The 17,429-nt window shown below is 71.1% G+C and carries 20 protein-coding genes; 7 read left to right on the top strand and 13 right to left on the bottom strand.

Translation table 11 applies throughout. The annotated features are described in order from the left end of the window. Window positions 1-2: 2 nt before the first annotated feature. The 3 genes from ABTY98_RS31820 to ABTY98_RS31810 are packed head-to-tail and all read left to right on the top strand — an operon-like array spanning window position 3 to window position 1,943. A complete protein-coding gene (locus ABTY98_RS31820; protein WP_352224517.1) occupies window positions 3-881 on the top strand; it encodes an AraC family transcriptional regulator in 879 nt (292 codons plus the stop codon). A gap of 10 nt (window positions 882-891) precedes the next feature. Next, window positions 892-1,638 carry an AzlC family ABC transporter permease gene (locus ABTY98_RS31815; protein ID WP_352224516.1) on the top strand — a complete coding sequence of 249 codons (747 nt, stop codon included), beginning with the start codon at window positions 892-894 and terminating at the stop codon, window positions 1,636-1,638. Continuing rightward, window positions 1,635-1,943, top strand: a complete 309-nt coding sequence (locus tag ABTY98_RS31810; RefSeq protein WP_352224515.1) for an AzlD domain-containing protein — start codon at window positions 1,635-1,637, stop codon at window positions 1,941-1,943. The genes ABTY98_RS31815 and ABTY98_RS31810 overlap by 4 nt, the downstream gene beginning before the upstream one ends. A gap of 38 nt (window positions 1,944-1,981) precedes the next feature. Here ABTY98_RS31810 and ABTY98_RS31805 read toward each other — a convergent pair whose 3' ends face one another. Next, window positions 1,982-2,926 carry a hypothetical protein gene (locus ABTY98_RS31805; RefSeq protein WP_352224514.1) on the bottom strand — a complete coding sequence of 315 codons (945 nt, stop codon included), beginning with the start codon at window positions 2,924-2,926 and terminating at the stop codon, window positions 1,982-1,984. Window positions 2,927-3,006: 80 nt separating this feature from the next. On the opposite strand from ABTY98_RS31805, the gene ABTY98_RS31800 reads away from it, so the two are divergent. Together ABTY98_RS31800 and ABTY98_RS31795 are read left to right on the top strand one after the other, a co-directional pair. Continuing rightward, a complete protein-coding gene (locus tag ABTY98_RS31800) occupies window positions 3,007-3,201 on the top strand; it encodes a DUF3046 domain-containing protein (RefSeq protein WP_352224513.1) in 195 nt (64 codons plus the stop codon). A gap of 60 nt (window positions 3,202-3,261) precedes the next feature. Further along, window positions 3,262-4,515 carry an AI-2E family transporter gene (locus ABTY98_RS31795; RefSeq protein WP_352224512.1) on the top strand — a complete coding sequence of 418 codons (1,254 nt, stop codon included), beginning with the start codon at window positions 3,262-3,264 and terminating at the stop codon, window positions 4,513-4,515. Window positions 4,516-4,679: 164 nt separating this feature from the next. Here ABTY98_RS31795 and ABTY98_RS31790 read toward each other — a convergent pair whose 3' ends face one another. From ABTY98_RS31790 to ABTY98_RS31775, 4 genes are all read right to left on the bottom strand, one after another. Continuing rightward, window positions 4,680-5,378, bottom strand: coding sequence for a hypothetical protein (locus ABTY98_RS31790; RefSeq protein ID WP_352224532.1), 699 nt, complete (start codon window positions 5,376-5,378; stop codon window positions 4,680-4,682). A gap of 193 nt (window positions 5,379-5,571) precedes the next feature. Next, window positions 5,572-6,732: an oxygenase MpaB family protein gene (locus ABTY98_RS31785; protein WP_352224511.1), complete on the bottom strand. Its 1,161-nt coding sequence runs from the start codon at window positions 6,730-6,732 to the stop codon at window positions 5,572-5,574. Window positions 6,733-6,793: 61 nt separating this feature from the next. After that, on the bottom strand, window positions 6,794-7,846 hold the full coding sequence (locus ABTY98_RS31780) for a polyprenyl synthetase family protein (protein ID WP_352224510.1): 1,053 nt from the start codon (window positions 7,844-7,846) through the stop codon (window positions 6,794-6,796). Further along, window positions 7,839-8,114 (bottom strand): polyprenyl synthetase, encoded by a 276-nt coding sequence (locus tag ABTY98_RS31775; RefSeq protein WP_352224509.1) that lies wholly within the window; start codon window positions 8,112-8,114, stop codon window positions 7,839-7,841. Before ABTY98_RS31775 ends, ABTY98_RS31780 begins: the two co-directional genes overlap by 8 nt. Window positions 8,115-8,569: 455 nt before the next feature. Here ABTY98_RS31775 and recA point away from each other — a divergent pair, with 455 nt between their 5' ends. Together recA and recX are read left to right on the top strand one after the other, a co-directional pair. Next, window positions 8,570-9,700 (top strand): recombinase RecA, encoded by a 1,131-nt coding sequence (gene recA, locus ABTY98_RS31770; RefSeq protein WP_352224508.1) that lies wholly within the window; start codon window positions 8,570-8,572, stop codon window positions 9,698-9,700. A 4-nt stretch (window positions 9,701-9,704) separates the two neighbouring features. After that, on the top strand, window positions 9,705-10,634 hold the full coding sequence (recX, locus tag ABTY98_RS31765) for a recombination regulator RecX (protein WP_352224507.1): 930 nt from the start codon (window positions 9,705-9,707) through the stop codon (window positions 10,632-10,634). Between the two features lie 75 nt (window positions 10,635-10,709). On the opposite strand, the gene ABTY98_RS31760 is transcribed toward recX, so the two are convergent. The 8 genes from ABTY98_RS31760 to ABTY98_RS31725 all read right to left on the bottom strand — a co-directional run bounded on the left by ABTY98_RS31760 (window position 10,710) and on the right by ABTY98_RS31725 (window position 17,129). Beyond that, window positions 10,710-11,111 carry a rhodanese-like domain-containing protein gene (locus ABTY98_RS31760; RefSeq protein WP_352224506.1) on the bottom strand — a complete coding sequence of 134 codons (402 nt, stop codon included), beginning with the start codon at window positions 11,109-11,111 and terminating at the stop codon, window positions 10,710-10,712. Continuing rightward, window positions 11,108-11,650, bottom strand: a complete 543-nt coding sequence (locus ABTY98_RS31755) for a cupin domain-containing protein (protein ID WP_352224505.1) — start codon at window positions 11,648-11,650, stop codon at window positions 11,108-11,110. The genes ABTY98_RS31760 and ABTY98_RS31755 overlap by 4 nt, the downstream gene beginning before the upstream one ends. Before the next feature lie 73 nt (window positions 11,651-11,723). Continuing rightward, the gene (locus ABTY98_RS31750) at window positions 11,724-11,795 is read right to left on the bottom strand and encodes a putative leader peptide (RefSeq protein ID WP_311737274.1); all 72 of its coding nucleotides are present in this window, start codon (window positions 11,793-11,795) and stop codon (window positions 11,724-11,726) included. Between the two features lie 89 nt (window positions 11,796-11,884). Beyond that, entirely contained in the window at window positions 11,885-13,501 is a 1,617-nt protein-coding gene (locus ABTY98_RS31745) for an FAD-dependent monooxygenase (protein WP_352224504.1), read from the bottom strand. 235 nt (window positions 13,502-13,736) lie between these two features. Next, on the bottom strand, window positions 13,737-14,639 hold the full coding sequence (locus ABTY98_RS31740) for an amino acid ABC transporter permease (RefSeq protein ID WP_352224503.1): 903 nt from the start codon (window positions 14,637-14,639) through the stop codon (window positions 13,737-13,739). Next, a complete protein-coding gene (locus ABTY98_RS31735; protein WP_352224502.1) occupies window positions 14,636-15,301 on the bottom strand; it encodes an amino acid ABC transporter permease in 666 nt (221 codons plus the stop codon). The genes ABTY98_RS31740 and ABTY98_RS31735 overlap by 4 nt, the downstream gene beginning before the upstream one ends. A 151-nt stretch (window positions 15,302-15,452) precedes the next feature. Next, on the bottom strand, window positions 15,453-16,292 hold the full coding sequence (locus ABTY98_RS31730; protein ID WP_352224501.1) for a glutamate ABC transporter substrate-binding protein: 840 nt from the start codon (window positions 16,290-16,292) through the stop codon (window positions 15,453-15,455). Window positions 16,293-16,352: 60 nt separating this feature from the next. After that, window positions 16,353-17,129: an amino acid ABC transporter ATP-binding protein gene (locus ABTY98_RS31725; RefSeq protein ID WP_352224500.1), complete on the bottom strand. Its 777-nt coding sequence runs from the start codon at window positions 17,127-17,129 to the stop codon at window positions 16,353-16,355. Between the last annotated feature and the right edge of the window lie 300 nt (window positions 17,130-17,429).

Here is a 17,429-nt window from a genome sequence, read left to right as displayed (position 1 = left end):
GTATGGCGGGATCGGTCGAGCGGGCACGGCACTGGCGGTACGAGGCGCTGCCCGATGTCGATCTGCTGCGTGCCCGGTATGTCCGGAAGGCGTTTGTCCGGCACACCCACGAGCACTTCGTGATCGCCGGAATCACGGACGGGGTCGAGGTCTTCCGGCACCGGGGCTCGGACGTGACCGTCGGCGCCGGCGCGCTCGCGCTCGTCAACCCCGACACCGCACACACCGGCCGGGCCGGAGTCCCTGAGGGCTGGTGGTACGGGGCCGTGTACCCGTCCCCCGAACTGGTGGCGGCGATCGCCGCGGAGACCACCGCGATCCGGGGGACCCCCGGCTTCGTCAGCCCGATGCTCGACGATCCGTACTCCGTCGCCCTGGTGCACCGGGTGCTGCGCGCCGCCGACGAGGGCAACGCGCTCGCCGCCGACACCCTGCTGCGGCTGGCGGTGACCCGGCTGCTCCGGTTGAACGGCGGTCCGCTGCCACAGCGGCAGGTCCGCACCGCCGGCGCCCGGCTCGCCGTACGCGCGCGTGCCGTGCTGGAGGAGCGGATGGCCGAGCCGCCGACCCTGGAGCGGCTCGCCACCGACCTCGGGACCAGCCCCTTCGCGCTGCTGCGGGCCTTCCGCGACGCCTACGGCATGCCCCCGCACACATGGCTGACCGACGCCCGGGTGCGCCGCGCCCGGCTGCTGCTGGACGCGGGCACGGCACCCGCCGAGGCGGCCGTCGCCGTCGGTTTCACCGACCAGCCGCACCTCAACCGGCACTTCGCCCGGATCGTCGGCGTCCCACCCGGCGCCTACCAGCGCGAGCGCAGTCCCGGAGCGCGCCCGAGCGGGCGCAAGAACGTACAAGACGCGCGGGACGGCCGCACGTAGCGTCCTGGGCGTGGCACAGCAGACAGCACTCGCAGACATACGCGGCGAAGGCGAGCCGAAACCTGACTCCGCCGTCGTCCGGGACGCCCTCGGGGTCGGCGTCGCCGTGGGACTTTCCGGGTTCGCCTTCGGGGTGACCTCGGCCGGCAGCGGGCTCGGCCTGCTCCAGACCTGCGCACTCAGCCTCCTGGTGTTCACCGGCGCCTCCCAGTTCGCCCTGGTCGGGGCGCTCGCGGCCGGCGGCAACCCGCTCACCGCGGCCGCTGGCGCCTTCTTCCTGGGGGTGCGCAACGCGTTCTACGGGCTGCGTCTGTCGCAGGTGCTGGCCCTCCCGCGCGCGGTGCGGCCGCTGGCCGCCCAGTGGGTGATCGACGAGACCACCGCCGTGACCCTCGCCCAGCCGACGCGGCGCGCCGCGCGGATCGGCTTCACCGTCACCGGGCTCAGCCTGTACGTGCTGTGGAACCTCACCACCCTGCTCGGCGCGCTCGGCGCCAAGGCCGTCGGCGACACCGACGCGTGGGGCCTGGACGCGGCCGGGCCCGCCGTCTTCCTGGCGCTGCTCGCCCCCATGCTGAAGACCACGACCGACCGCGCGGTCGCCGCTCTCGCGGTGCTGCTGGGGCTCGGCCTGCTGCCCGTGCTGCCCGCCGGGGTGCCGGTCCTGGCAGCCGCGCTGGCGGCGCCGGCTGCCCTGTACGTTTCCGGCCGCCGGTCCGGCCGTACCCGCGACGCCGCCCCCGAGGAGACCCGTTGAACGCCTGGATCGCGATCGCCGCGACCGTCCTCGGCTGTTACGCCGTCAAGCTCGCCGGACTGCTGGTGCCCGCGGGCGTCCTGGAGCGGCCGGTGGTGCGGCGGCTGGCCGCCCTGCTGCCGGTCGCGCTTCTCGCCGCCCTCACGGCCCAGCAGACGTTCGCCGACGGGCACACGCTGGTGCTGGACGCCCGTGCCGCGGGGCTCGGGGCGGCCGCCGTGGCACTGGTGCTGCGCGCGCCCTTCCTGGTTGTCGTCTGCGCGGCCGTGCTGGTGACGGCGGGGGTACGGGCCATGGGCGGCTGAGCGGGGCTCGGAGCGGCTGAGCGCGGCTGACAGATGCGTCACCCCACGAATTGGTCGTACGCCTTGAGCGTGCGCAGGGCCTCGATCGTCACCATCGGGCGGGCCTCCAGGGCGGTGGTCGGCGCCCACTGGAGCCACCGGATCGGCCAGCCGCCGTCCTCCTGCTGCTCGGCGGCGAGGTGGTCCAGCGAGCGGGCCATCTCCTCGTCGGTGAACCACGCGCGCGCGAGCGAGTGCGGGGACTTCGCGAAGTCGTGCGGGAAGTGGTGCTCGCCCGGGGCGTACCCGGGCGCCACCGGGTACGCGTCCAGGTGTTCCGGGTCCAGCGCGGCCAGCCGGTGCTCGCGCACCAGTCTGCCCAGCCGGTCGGCGGCCGCCTCCGCGCGGGCGCGGTCGGGTGCCGCGTCCAGGAAGGCGACGGCGGCCTCGATCTCGTAGGGGTGCGACTTCTCCAGGGACGCCACGGCCTCCCAGCAGAAGTCGGTGGCCCGGAACAGCCAGGCGTGCCACACCTCGTTGCGGTGCAGCAGACCCACCACAGGACCGGTGGCGAGCAGCTCACTGGGCGGGTCATCGGCGATCGGGATGAACGGGGCGGCCGGATAGCCGCGCTGGCTCGGATGGATCGCCGGCAGCGCCCCGTCCGCCGTGGAGACGGACGTCAGATAGCGGCACACGCGCTCCACCCGCTGCCCGCCGCAGCGCCCGATGGCGTCGAGGACACGCAGCGCGTGCCCGGTGTGCAGCGGCTGGCTCACCGGCCCGCGCAGATCGGGCTCGAGAGCGTGGCCGTACCCGCCGTCCTCGTTGCGGTAGGCGTTCAGCGCCGTCTCCACCGGATCGGGACCGCCGCTCAGGAAGTGGTAGGCGAAGAGGCGCTGCTCCAGCACGCGCGCGGTGAGCCAGATGAACTGTTCGGCGCGGAAGAGCGGGGAGTGCGCCGGGGGCGTAGGGGGGAGTGGGGAAGCTCCGGTTTCGGCCATGCGTCAGACCGTAGGACGGAAAGCGGTCTCCGCAAGCGGTCCCGGGCAGGGCCCACTCTCAGGGGCGGGATACTGGTGTCATGCGGTTGACGGTCTTCTGGCAGCGGATGACGGAGCACTTCGGTTCCGGGTACGCCGACACCTTCGCACGCGATCATGTGATGACGGAGCTCGGCGGACGCACGGTGCACCAGGCGCTGGACGCCGGCTGGGAGGCCAAGGAAGTGTGGCGCGTGGTCTGCACGGTCATGAACGTTCCCGGGGAGAAGCGCTGAGCGTGCCCAGAGATTGGACACCGGCCACGCGTTGTCAGTGCCGTCGGCGAGACTTGCACCGTGGCACTCACTGACGACGACGGGCGGACCGCCCAGGACGTATCCCCGGTCGACTCGACGCCGCCCGCCGGACCCCCGGCCGCCGGCGCCGCGCCGGCGGGCGCCCGCATGCCGCGCTGGCTGCCGCGCGCCATGGTGCTGGCGCTCGCCCTCGTCGCCGCCTTCCAGCTGGGCAGCTGGGCCTTCCACCAGCTCACCGGCCTGCTGATCAACATCCTCATCGCGTTCTTCCTGGCGCTCGCCATCGAGCCGGCGGTGAGCTGGATGGCCTCGCGCGGGATGCGCCGGGGGTTCGCGACCTTCCTGGTCTTCCTCGGCCTGGCCATCGCCACCGCGGGATTCGTCGCGCTGCTCGGCTCGATGCTGGCCGGCCAGATCATCAAGATCGTCGAAGACTTCCCGGACTACCTGGATTCGGTCATCAACTGGGTCAACCACACCTTCCACACCGACGTGAAGCGGGTCGACGTCCAGGAGGGCCTGCTGCACTCCGACTGGCTGCGCAAGTACGCGCAGAACAGCGCGGCCGGTGTGCTCGATGTCTCCGGGCAGGTGCTCGGCGGCCTCTTCCAACTGCTGACGATCACGCTGTTCGCCTTCTACTTCGCCGCCGACGGCCCCCGGCTGCGCCGCACCCTGTGCTCCGTCCTGCCGCCCGCCCGTCAGGCCGAGGTGCTGCGTGCCTGGGAGATCGCGGTGGACAAGACCGGCGGCTATCTGTACTCGCGCGGTGTGATGGCGCTGATCTCCGGCATCGCCCACTACATCCTGCTGGAGGCCCTGGGCGTGCCGTACGCGCCCGTGCTCGGTGTCTGGGTGGGCCTGGTCTCGCAGTTCATCCCCACCATCGGCACCTATCTCGCGGGCGCGCTGCCGATGCTGCTCGCGTTCACCGTCAACCCTCTGTACGCGGTGTGGGTGCTGGTGTTCGTGGTGATCTACCAGCAGTTCGAGAACTACATGCTCCAGCCCAAGCTGACCTCCAAGTCCGTCGACATCCACCCGGCGGTCGCCTTCGGCTCGGTCATCGCGGGCACCGCGCTCCTCGGCGCCGTCGGCGCGCTGATCGCGATCCCGGCGGTCGCCACGCTCCAGGCGTTCCTGGGCGCCTATGTGAAGCGGTACGACGTCACGGACGACCCCCGGGTGCACGGGCACCGCAGACGCGGCGCGAGCGGCCCCGGGCTGCTCGCACGCGCACGGCGGACGATATGGCAGCGGCCGGCCGAGGACTCACGGGAGGGCTCGGCCTGACGGCCGCAGCGGTCAGCGATGGCCGCCGCGGTCAGCGACGGCGATCGGGACCAGCGACGGCGATCGGGATCAGCGACGGCCGACCGGATGTCGACGGCCGACCGGGATCAGCGACGGCCGCCGGGATCAGTCACCTTCACCTCGACCAGTGACGTCCACCGCGATCAGTAGGTGAGCACCGCCCACACCCCGGCGGCGGCTACGGCGGCTGCGTAGCAGCCCGCGGCCGTGGCCACGACCCGCCACCGGACCCGTTCGCTCCAGGAGGTGCGGGACAGCAGCCAGGCCAGCGCGGGCAGGACCAGCACCGCGTGCAGACTGACCCCGTGCAGCGGCTTCAGCGGGGCCGTCGAGTCGTACGCCGCCTCCTGGTGCCCGGTGCGGACGAGCACCACCCCGCGCGCGATCATCGCGGCCCCCGAGGCCAGCGCCACGAGCAGGACCGCGAACCCGGAGCGTACGGCGAGTGGCATGCCCACGGGACCGGCCGGCCGCCGCCGGAACGACACCACGGCGAAGACGGTGAGCAGCACCACCAGGACCCCGCCGCCCACCGCGAGCATCATCGACACCGCCGTGTCGAACGGCGTCTCCATGTCGAGGTGCGAGGGCACCCGGCGCCACGCCTGCAGGGTGATCCCGCCGACCTCCACCACACAGTCGGCGGCGAACACCAGGAGCAGTACGGTCCGCAGCCGCTCCCCGATCCTCAGATACGAGGTGACCCAGGTGACCGCGATCAGCGTCAGCCCGAAGGAGAGCCCGAACGTGACCGGCTTGCGCCAGGAGACCGGGCCGTACCAGGGGCCGCCGTCCACCGCGAACACCACCAGATGCACCAGGCCGGAGAGGACGAGGAGCATCCCCGTCACATGACAGAGACGCTCGGCGGGGCGGATCCCGCGCAGGGGGCTCGCCGGTGGATTCGGGTGCGGACTTTCCAGGGAGGGCGCACGTTCCAGGGGGGAGGGCATGGGACCACCCTTCCGGGGGCCGTCCGCGCGGTCGTCGTCCGGCCGAAGACACCCGCCGTACGCCGTGGGGAGTAGGCGGGCGTCAGGAGACTGTGGCGGCCGGCGGGGTCCACCGCCGGGTGCGGGGTACCGCGCCCGAGAGGCCGTAGTCCTTCCTGAGGTGTTCGGGGATGGCGTAGTGCATGACGCGGCCACGGGTGAGGGAGGACAGCTCGAATACGGTGGTGAGATGGCCGAGGCGGTCCAGGGCCCAGGCGCCCAGCGGGGAGCGGTCCTCGATGGTCTCCAGGACGCCGAGGAGGTGCGGTACGGCCTTGACGACGGTGTCCCAGGGGGTGCGCGGCACGTCCAGCCAGTCCGCGCAGGTATCGCCGACGAGGTGGCGGACGAGGGCCGGGACGATCGGGTCGAAGAAGGTGCCGGGGACGACCTCCTCGTAGAGCTCGATGAGCTGCCGGGTCAGCCGGCTGCCCTCCTCGGAGGGGCCCATGTACCGGATCATGTACAGGTCGAGGAAGCGGCGTGCCTCGTCGAGGGTCCTGGGGACGGCCTCCTGGTCGACGCCGAGCATGGCGCCGACCACCCGCCACGCGTAGTAGTAGGCCTCCGCGCCTTCCGTGGACAGATGGATACCCAGCCGGTGCAGGCTGTCGAGGACCAGCAGCGAGAAGAACATCTGCCCGCCGATCATGTCCTCCTGGCAGATCGGCGTGCCCAGCGCCTCGGTGTCCCAGCGGTTCTCGCGCTTGAGGTGATGCCTGATCGAGGCGTGCAGCAGGCGCACCTTCTGGGCGGCGGGAATGAAGCGGCCGCCGGCCTCGAAGGCGTCGGGCTGCATCAGATAGACGGTGAACTGGCCGGTCTCCGCCATGCGCTTCGAGGGATAGCTGAGCCCGTGTGTGGCCGACAGCAGCTTCGCCACGCGCGGGACGACATAACAGGCGGGCATGGAGGCGAAGGAGAGCGCGGTCGCGATGTGCACGTTGTTGTCGATGAAGAACAGCCGTGCTTTCTCCATCTCGCCCCAGTCCACCCACGACGGCGGGACCCGGGTGGCCTCCAGATACTCCCGCGCGACGTCGGGCAGCCCGTCCGGCAGGGGAGCGCCTGCGGTGGAGACATAGCGCATCAGGGTGTTGAACGTGCCCACCTCCCCGCGCTCGAAGAGTGTGGCGACGGTGGCGTCGGCGAGTTCGTCACCGGCGTGCCGCAGGGCGTCCATCGATGCCTCGGTGGGGGTCACGGCAGGGCTCCTAGTCTTGGCGGGTGTCTTCGCGGGTGTCGTCCGTGCCACCGGATGGGCGTCAGGACAGGCGGACCGCCGCCGAGTGGGCCAGCGCGGTCAGGGCGCCGGCGGCGGGGGCCGGCATGTGCAGTCCATGGAGGGCGTCGAGCGCTTCCGCGACCCGCGCGCCGATCATGTCCTCGATCCGGTCCGGCGCCCCGAGCCGGCGCATCACCTCGCGGACCGCGTCCAGACCCTCCGCGCCCAGGTCGCGCCTGCCGAGCAAGGTGCCGAGCCGCTCCCGGTCGTCGTGACGGGCGAGCCGCCAGGTCTCGGCGAGCAGCGCGGTGGGCCGGTGGCCGCGCACGTCGTCGGCGTTGGCCTTGCCGGTGCGCTTCGGTTCCCCGAACAGGCCGAGCAGGTCGTCGCGCAGCTGGAACGCCTCGCCCAGCGGTAGCCCGTACGCGGAGTACCCCTCCCGCAGCCGCTCGCCGGCCCCCGCCAGGGCGCCGCCGATCAACAGGGGCTGCTCGACGGTGTACTTGGCAGTCTTGTAGCGGATCACCTTCAGCGAGGCCGTGGTGTCCGGACCGGTCCCGGTACGCAGGATCTCCAGGCACTCGCCCGCGATCAGCTCCCGGGCCAGCAGCGACCACAGGGGGCGGGCCCGGGCGAGATAGGCGGCGGGCAGACCGCAGGTCGCGAACAGCTGCCCGGCCAGCGACATCAGCAGATCGCCCACCAGCATCGCCAGCGACCGCGCGGTGCCGTCGGCGCCCGGGTGAGCCGGCACGGCGGTACGCAGGGCGATGTGTGCCGTGGGACGCCCGTGCCGCAGCGGGCTGTCGTCGATGAGGTCGTCGTGTACGACGGCGGCGGCGTGTACCAGCTCCATGGAGGCCGCCGCCCGCACCAGCGCGTCGCTGTCCGGCTGCCCCACCGCACGCCAGCCCCAGTAGCAGAACGCCGCCCGCAGCCGTTTGCCGTCCGCGACCGCCGCCTCCAGCTGCTCGGCCACCGGGCCCAGAAGCGGATCGATCGCCGAGAACAGGTCGGCCTCCTGGGCGACGAACCGGCGCAGCACCTCGTCGACGCGGATCTTGAAGGCGGCCGGATCCCACCGGTCAGTCATCGTCGGCGGTCCGCCTGGCGAGGGCGTGCCGGGCGAGGATCTCCAGATGGGCCGGGGGGACGGTCGCGTACCGGTCCAGGACCAGGCGTCCCCGTGCGGTGAGGTCCTGCTCGGCCTCCGCCGCCAGCGCGCCGGCGTCCGAGCGGCGCAGCAGCCCCCGTACCGTGCCGGCGGCGGTGCCGAGTGTGCTCACGGCCAGATCGGCCAGGCCCGCCACCAGCAGCACGGCCTGTTCGTCCAGGCCGCGTCGTCCCGTCTCACGTGTCATGCGCTCTCCCACCCACGGCAAACCCAGGGGCGCCGCTCACCGGCCGCCTCTTCGAGCATCGCGGCACGAGGGGAGCGGATGTGCGGGAAACTCGCGATCGGATGAAGCCTCGCCCGACAGTGCGGATCGCCGCGGCGGGGTGCTCGGCCACCGCCTGGACAGCGCCCGGATACCGGCCGGAAGCCGCTCGGAGGTGGTCGGTGTGCGGCGGGTGAGTGCCGTGCGGGGAAGTACGGGAGTACCGCGTGGTGCGCTTGACACGAAAATCGAACATCTATTCTTATTGGGGCTCCGGCGAGGTTCTCGACGGGGATTCCAGTGGCAGTTCGACATGGTTTCGGCGGAGAAGTCCCCGAGTTATCCACAGGCCGGACCGGCGTCGGGGCGCATTGTCAGTGGCAGGCGTTAGCGTCTTTGACGTGAAGCGATCGACTCAAGCAAACCGGGTGGAACCCATGGCAGGTACCGACCGCGAGAAGGCTCTCGAAGCCGCCCTCGCACAGATTGAACGGCAGTTCGGCAAGGGCGCGGTCATGCGCATGGGTGACCGGACGAAGGAGCCCATCGAGGTCATCTCGACCGGGTCGACCGCGCTCGACGTGGCCCTCGGCGTCGGCGGCCTCCCGCGCGGCCGCGTCGTGGAGATCTACGGACCGGAGTCCTCCGGTAAGACGACCCTGACCCTGCACGCGGTGGCGAATGCGCAGAAGGCCGGCGGTCAGGTCGCGTTCGTGGACGCGGAGCACGCCCTCGACCCCGATTACGCGCAGAAGCTCGGCGTCGACATCGACAACCTGATCCTGTCCCAGCCGGACAACGGCGAGCAGGCCCTGGAGATCGTCGACATGCTGGTCCGCTCCGGCGCGCTCGACCTCATCGTCATCGACTCCGTCGCCGCGCTCGTCCCGCGCGCGGAGATCGAGGGCGAGATGGGCGACAGCCACGTCGGTCTGCAGGCCCGACTGATGAGCCAGGCGCTCCGGAAGATCACCAGCGCGCTCAACCAGTCCAAGACCACCGCGATCTTCATCAACCAGCTCCGCGAGAAGATCGGCGTGATGTTCGGCTCCCCGGAGACCACGACCGGTGGCCGGGCGCTGAAGTTCTACGCCTCGGTGCGGCTCGACATCCGCCGCATCGAGACGCTGAAGGACGGCACCGACGCGGTTGGCAACCGCACCCGCGTCAAGGTTGTCAAGAACAAGGTCGCGCCCCCCTTCAAGCAGGCCGAGTTCGACATCCTCTACGGCCAGGGCATCAGCCGTGAGGGCGGCCTGATCGACATGGGCGTGGAGAACGGCTTCGTCCGCAAGGCCGGTGCCTGGTACACGTACGAGGGCGACCAGCTCGGCCAGGGCAAGGAGAACGCGCGCAACTTCCTCAAGGACAACCCCGACCTGGCCGACGAGATCGAGAAGAAGATCAAGGAGAAGCTGGGCGTCGGTGTCCGCCCGGAGGAGCCCGCCGCCGAGCCGGGCGCGGACGCGGCGGTCACCACCGCGGCCACGGACGACCCGGCGAAGACGGTGCCCGCCCCGGCCGCCGCCAAGGTCACCAAGCCCAAGGCCGCCGCCGCCAAGAGCTGACACCGTGACACGACGAACCGACTGGGCCGACCACGAGTACACGTCCCCCGGTGCCCCACGGGGGATGGGCACCGGGGACGACTCGGGCTCCACCGGGGACGGTGCCGGGGCCCACGGCACCGGCGGCGACAGGTACGGAGGCGACGGCGAGGGACACCCGGCGGCACGCCGGCGCCGTCGGCAGGGGGGAGCGGCAGGGGGGAGCGAGGGCTCATACGGGCGTGACGGCTCGTACGAGGACGACGGCCCGCCCGACTCGTACAGCGCGTACGAGAACGGCACGCACGACGGCCCGGACGGGCCCCGCGGGCACGGATCACCCGGCCGTGGCTCGCGGAGGCCCGGGACGCGCCGTCGGCGTAGCTCCGGGGAGCCGTCAGGTGAGGACGGGGGTTCCTCCTCCTTGTCGAGGGCCGAGCAGGGGGAGCCTCCGGCGGACCCGGCCGAGCGGGCGCGGGCGATCTGTCTGCGCCTGCTCACCGGGAACCCGCGCACCCGGAAACAGCTCGCGGACGCCCTGCGCAAGCGGGAGATCCCGGACGACGTCGCCGAGGAGGTGCTGTCGCGGTTCGAGGAGGTCGGGCTGATCAACGACAGCGCGTTCGCGGACGCATGGGTGGAGTCCCGGCACCACGGCCGGGGGCTGGCCCGGCGCGCGCTCGCCCAGGAACTGCGGACCAAGGGAGTCGACTCGGCGCTCATCGACGAGGCCGTCGCCCAACTCGACTCCGAACAGGAGGAGGAGACGGCCCGCGAACTCGTCGCCCGGAAACTCCGCTCCACCCGGGGCCTCGACCGGGACAAACGCCTCCGTCGCCTCGCCGGCATGCTTGCCCGCAAGGGATACCCGGAGGGCATGGCCCTCAGGGTCGTCCGGCGAGCACTGGAGGAGGAGGGCGAGGACACGGAGTTCCTCGAGGGCGGGGACTTCTGACGGACGGGCAGATCTGACAGGCGGGCAGTCTGACGGGCGACGGTGGCGACGGCGCAGGACCAGGGACCGGTGTCGTCAGGGCGTGACCGGTAGACCCGCTGCCTTCCAGGCCTGGAAGCCGCCGACCAGGTCTGTCGCGCGGTGCAGGCCCAGCTGGTGGAGGGAGGCGGCGGCCAGGCTGGAGGCGTAGCCCTCGTTGCAGATCACGACGACCTGGAGGTCGTGGCCGGTGGCCTCGGGGGTCTTGTGGCTGCCCTGGGGGTCCAGGCGCCACTCCAGCTCGTTGCGCTCTATGACCAGGGCGCCCGGGATCACTCCGTCCCGCTCGCGCAGCGCCGCGTACCGGATGTCCACCAGCAGGGCGTCTCCGGCCTGCGCCGCCTCGTACGCCTCGTGTGCCGCCACGCGCCGGTAGCCGGCCCGCACCCGGTCCAGCAACTCGTCGATGCCCACGGGGGGTTGTCCGGAGCCGCTCACTGCCAGTCCTCCGGGCGCTCGACCTGCTCCAGGCGCAGTACCGGTCCGCTGCGGCTGTAGCGGCGGATCCGCGGCAGCGGCGGGTAGTAGGCGTGGACGGAGATCGCGTGGTGCCCGGTGGAGTCGTTGAGCACCTCGTGGACATGGTCGCGACCGAAGGAGCGGCCCTTTCCGGCGGGCAGCCGACGCTCGCGGTCGACGTCCTCGGAGAGCTCCAGGGTCTTCCAGCCGTCGGTGGGCAGCCGGGTGGCGAGCGAGTTCTCCCGCAGCTCACCGGCGGCGGTGAGGAAGGCGCCGACCGACTCGGCGTGGTCGTGCCAGCCGGTGCCACTGCCGGGCGGCCAGCCGATCAGCCAGGCCTCGCTGCCGCCGGGGCCCTCAAGCCGTACCCAGGTGCGGCCCTCGGGGTCGAGCGGGAGCGAGGAGATCAGCTCGGTGTCGGCGGCCGTACGCCGGACGAAGTCGAGAAGATCCGCCTGGGTGGGCGCGGCGCCGGACGGAGAGACGGGCGAGGACGGGGTGGAGAGAGAGGCAGACACGTGCACCGTTCCTGGTGAAGATTCGCCGAAGGGGGCGCAGACTGCGCCCGGAGAAGAAAGGAGAAAAGCGAAATCAGCAGGACGGAAGACACACGCAGCCCGCATAGCGGACCAGGTCGACATGGACCTTCCGCCACAGGCGCACAGTGGTGTCGTTCACGTTGCGGAGTACACCATGCCGGTGCAGACCGGTCAACTCACTGTCAGCATGTGGACCGCGCCGTCACCGTGCGTTCACCGCGCGCCGGAACCGGTCCGTGCCTCCGCCTCCGTCCGCTCCGTGTCCTTGCCGCCCAGCGTCGCCTCGGCGGCCGCGTACAGATCGGCGGGGCGGACCCCGTTGAGGGCGGTGACCAGATGGCCGTCGGGGCGCACGAGCAGCACGGTGTGCGCCGGTGCGCCCGGGTAGGCCTCGGCGACCAGCAGCTCGGCGGGGTGCGGCAGCGCGGTCACGGCCGCGGCGAGCCGGGGCATGATCCCGGCGGAGACCCAGTGCTTGCGGTCCCATACGCCCGTACCGGGTGCGATGAGTACGACGAGCAGCGCGCCGCGGCCGAGCCGTGAGCGCAGCTGTACGAAGGTGCCGTCCTCCGCGGTGACCCTGACGTCGGTGACCGGCGCCCCCGGCGGGGTGTCGACCGGGATCTCGTGCTCCAGGTACCGGGGTGCGAGCGGGGAGTCGGCGTACGGCCCCGGCGCACCGAGCGGGCCGTGCCCCAGGTGACCTTCGGTGAGGAGCGCGTCATGCCCCCGGGCGGCGCCGGGCACGATCCCGCGCAGCCCGCCACCGCCGCGCAGCACGGGCAGCACCTGGTCGGCGGTGCGCAGCCGGGCGGCGACCACCGCCCGCCGCTCCGTCTGGTAGCTGTCCAGCAGCGCCTCGTGCGGACCGTGGTGCCAGGCCGGGGCCAGCTTCCAGGCGAGGTTGTCCACGTCCCGCAGGCCCTCCTCCAGGCCGTGCGTGCCGAACGCGCCGAGGAGATGCGCCGCGTCCCCGGCGACGAACACCCGGCCCACCCGCCACCGGCGGGCGAGACGGTGGTGGACCGTGTGCACCCCGGTGTCGAGCAGGTCGTACGGCGGTGTGGTGCCGCCCGTCCAGCCCGCGAGGGTCTCGCGGATCCGGTTCACCAGGAGCTCGGGCGTGACCAGGTCCTTGCCGGGCGGCAGCAGCCAGTCCAGGCGCCACACGCCGTCCGGGAGGGGGCGGGCGGTCACCTCCCCGGCCGAGGGCCCGGACGTCCGCCACGGCGGTGTCCGATGGAGCAACGCCTGACCGGGCCACGGAAGTTCCGCGCGCAGCGCGGCGACCGCGTGCCGCTCCACCGCCGTACGGCCGGGGAAGCGGATGTCCAGGAGTTTGCGCACGGTCGAGCGGGGGCCGTCGCAGCCCACCAGGTAACTGCCGCGCCACCAGGTGGCCTTGGGGCCGCGGGTGTGCGCGGTGACGCCGGAGCGTTCCTGCTCGACGGTGTCCAGACGGCTGTCCGTGGCGACCCTGATCAGCGGCTGGTCGACGATCGCGGCGCGCAGGGCGTTGGTGAGCGTGTGCTGGGCGATGTGCAGCGGGGACGGTTCGCCGGTGTCGTCGAAGACGACCTCGCGCATCACCTGCTTGCGACGCATCGAGCGCCAGCCGGTCCAGCGGGTGCCCAGCTCGTCCAGCGGCGCGCCGGACAGCCGTGCCAGCAGCGCGGCGGTGTCCTCGCGCAGCAGCACCGTGCGCGCCGGGCGCGGCTCGTCCTTGCCCGGGCCCTCGTCCAGGACGACGGACGGCACCTCCTGACGCGCCAGCGCCAGGGCGAGCGTGAGCCCGACGGGCCCCGCTCCGACGATGATCACCGGGTCCACGGCGCGGCGCCCCCTGCCCGTACGCAAGTCCCGACGGACACGGATGAACAGGTTGGTGGAGCAGGGTGCACGATCACAGAACGTATGCAACAGACTGGGCGCCACCCGGTCAAGCGGCGCACCCGGGGACACGTCAGCATGGCGGGCGCGCGGGCCCGGCACCGGCCCGGAAAACGGCGGAGGCAGCGGTCGTACGGCCGCTGCCTCCTTGGGTGTCGTCCGGGTTGACTCCGTGTCAGGCGGACGCTCCGGTGGCGAAGCCGCCGCCGACCTCGGCCGCGTTCAGATCGTCGACATCGTCGGCGCCCAGGACCGCGCCCGTGCCGCGCTTGCTGCGCCGCAGCCGGCCCTCCAGCCAGGACGCGAACGTGGTGAGGACCAGGTTCAGCAGGATGAAGATGATCGCCACGACGATGAAGCTGGGGATGACGTTGGCGTAGTTGGCGGCCAGCGTGCCACGGGCGTTGAGCAGATCGGTGAACTGCAGCATCACACCGCCCAGCGCTGTGTCCTTCACGATCACCACGAGCTGGCTGACGATGGCCGGCAGCATCACGGTGACCGCCTGCGGCAGCAGGATGCTCGTCATGGTCTGCCCCTTGCGCAGACCGATCGCGTACGCCGCCTCCGTCTGCCCCTTCGGCAGGGCCAGGACACCGGCGCGTACGACCTCGGCGAGCACCGAGGCGTTGTAGAGCACCAGGCCGGTGACGACCGCGTACAGGGGCCGTTCGTCGCTGCCGATGTCGGTGGAGCGGACGTAGAACTCCTGGGCGAACAGCATCAGCAGCAGGACCGGGATCGCGCGGAAGAACTCCACGACGGCACCGGCCGGGATGCGTATCCACGCGTGGTCGGACATCCGGGCGATACCGAAGACCGCACCCAGCGGAAGGGCGATGACCATGGAGAGGGCCGCGGCCTTGAGGGTGTTGCCGAGGCCCGGCAGCAGATACGTGGTCCACGCGTCGGAGGTGGTGAACGGCTGCCACAGGGACCACTTCAGCTGGCCCTTGTCGTCCATCTTCTGCCAGACCCACCAGAGCAGGAGGGCGAGGAGCAGGACGAAGACGACGGACAGAAGTACGTTGCGCCGCTTGGCGCGGGGCCCCGGGGTGTCGTACAGAACCGAGCTCATCGCTTCACCGCCAGGCGCTTGGCGAGCCAGCCGAGCAACAGGCCGGTCGGGAGGGTCAGGACCACGAAGCCGAAGGCGAAGACCGCGCCGATGGCGAGTGTCTGGGCCTCGTTCTCGATCATCGTCTTCATCAGGGTCGCGGCCTCGGCCACGCCGATCGCGGCCGCCACGGTGGTGTTCTTGGTCAGGGCGATCAGGACGTTGGCCAGCGGGCCGATCACCGCGCGGAAGGCCTGCGGCAGCACGATCAGCCGCAGGGTCTGCGAGAAGTTCAGCCCGATCGCGCGGGCCGCCTCGGCCTGTCCGACGGGCACGGTGTTGATGCCGGAACGGATGGCCTCGCAGACGAAGGCCGCGGTGTAGGCGATGAGGCCGAGCACGGCCAGCCGGAAGCCCTGGATCTTGAAGTCGTGGGCGCCCAGGGTGACGCCGAAGATGTCGGCGAGGCCGAGCGAGGTGAAGATGACGATGACCGTCAGGGGGATGTTCCGGACGATGTTGACGTAGGCCGTGCCGAACCCGCGCATCAGCGGGACCGGGCTGACCCGCATCGCGGCCAGCAGGGTGCCCCAGACCAGGGAGCCCACGGCAGAGAAGACGGTCAGTTGCACCGTCGTCCAGAACGCCCCTAGGACGTCGTAGCCTTGAAGAAAGTCGAACACGATCTCCCGCGCTTCCGGGTGTGTGTGGCGTACGTGAAGGGCGTGGCGCGCCGCCGCCAGGGGAAGCGGTGGCGGCGGCGCGCCCGAGGAACCGTGCGACCTGCCGGGTCCCTGCGTCGGCGGAGTTCCGCGGGGCGCGCGGAACGGCGCCCTACTTGAGGATCACGCCGATCTTCGGGGCGGGCTCGTTCTTGTAGTTCGCCGGGCCGAAGTTGGCGTCGACCGCCTTCTTCCAGGAGCCGTCGCTGACCATCTTCTCCAGCGCTGTGTTGATCTTGCCGAGGGTCGCGGAGTCGCCCTTCTTGACGCCGATGCCGTAGTTCTCGTTGCTCAGTTTCAGACCGGCGAGCTTGAACTGGCCCTTGTACTTGTCCTGCGCGGCGAAGCCCGCGAGGATCGAGTCGTCCGTGGTCACGGCGTCGACGGCACCGCTCTGCAGGCCGGCGATGCACTCCGAGTAGGTGCCGACCTCCTTGAGGTTGGCCTTCGGGGCGATCGTCTTCTGGACGTTCTGCGCCGAGGTCGAACCCGTCACGGAACACAGGTTCCTGCCGTTGAGGTCCGTGCCCTTGGCGATGTCCGAGTTGTTCTTGACCAGCAGGTCCTGGTGGGCCAGCAGGTACGGGCCGGCGAAGTCCACCTTCTGCTTGCGCTCGTCGGTGATCGAGTAGGTGGCCGCGATGAACTTCACGTCACCGCGCGCGAGGGCGTTCTCGCGGTCGGCGCTCTTGGTCTGCACGAACTCGATCTGGTTCGGCTTGTAACCGAGCTGTCCGGCGACATACGTGGCCACGTCCACGTCGAAGCCCGAGAAGGAGCCGTCGGGCTTTTGGAGGCCGAGACCGGGCTGGTCGTACTTGATGCCGATCTTGATCTTGCCGCCGCCCGACGAACCGCTGTCGTCGTTCTTGCCGCTGCCGCCGCACGCCGTGGCGGACAGGGCGAGCGCGAGCACGGCGGCCGAGGCGGCGGTGACCTTGCGGAGCTGCATGATGAACATCCCTCGTTTTGGTGACGACGTCTGTGAAAAGGAAGCGGGTCCTGCCGCGTCTCAGTGGTGCAGGATCTTCGACAGGAAGTCCTTGGCCCGGTCGCTGCGCGGGTTGCTGAAGAACTGGTCGGGCGTGGCCTGTTCGACGATCCGGCCGTCGGCCATGAAGACCACCCGGTTGGCGGCCGACCGGGCGAACCCCATCTCGTGGGTGACGACGATCATCGTCATGCCGTCCCTGGCCAGCTGCTGCATGACCTCCAGGACCTCGTTGATCATCTCGGGGTCGAGGGCCGAGGTCGGCTCGTCGAAGAGCATGACCTTCGGGTCCATCGCCAGCGCCCGCGCGATCGCGACGCGCTGCTGCTGGCCGCCGGAGAGCTGTGCGGGGTACTTGTCGGCCTGGGAGCCCACACCGACCCGGTCGAGCAGGGCGCGGGCCTTCTCCTCGGCCTGCTTCTTGTCCGCCTTGCGGACCTTCACCTGACCGAGCATCACGTTCTCGAGCACCGTCTTGTGCGCGAAGAGGTTGAAGGACTGGAAGACCATGCCGACGTCGGCGCGCAGCCGGGCCAGCTCCTTGCCCTCCTGGGGCAGCGGCTTGCCGTCGATCGTGATCGTTCCGGAGTCGATGGTCTCCAGGCGGTTGATGGTGCGGCACAGAGTCGACTTACCGGACCCGGAGGGCCCGATCACCACGACGACCTCGCCGCGGGCGATCGTCAGGTCGATGTCCTGGAGCACGTGCAACGCGCCGAAGTGCTTGTTGACGCTCTTCAGGACGACCAGTTCGCCGGTCGCGGCCCTGTCTTCCTTGGCCACCGATACGTCGGTCATCGCTTTCGGGCTCCGTCCTCCTCGGTTTCGGAGGAATGTAGTGAGCGCGCATGACCAGCGTCATTACATCTGAGGGAGATCTGAGCATCACGATCCGATAGCAATCGGGCACACGTCGTAGCAGCGGCAACCTGCTCGCGTATCGGCCGGGTAACGGAACCGGCCCGCCGCCCGAACCCACTTGACGCCATCGTCGTCCATCAGCGTGACTGCCATCGTGCACGCATGCGTGCGCGCGCCCTTTACAAGGCGCAGGTTCTCCGCAGGCAAGTCGAGAACGAACCAGGACGAAACGACCGT

This window comes from Streptomyces sp. NPDC096040 (assembly GCF_040303265.1).
Lineage (GTDB): Bacteria > Actinomycetota > Actinomycetes > Streptomycetales > Streptomycetaceae > Streptomyces.
Note: the sequence above shows the minus strand (reverse complement) of the source record. Positions and strands in the feature narration are given on the sequence as shown.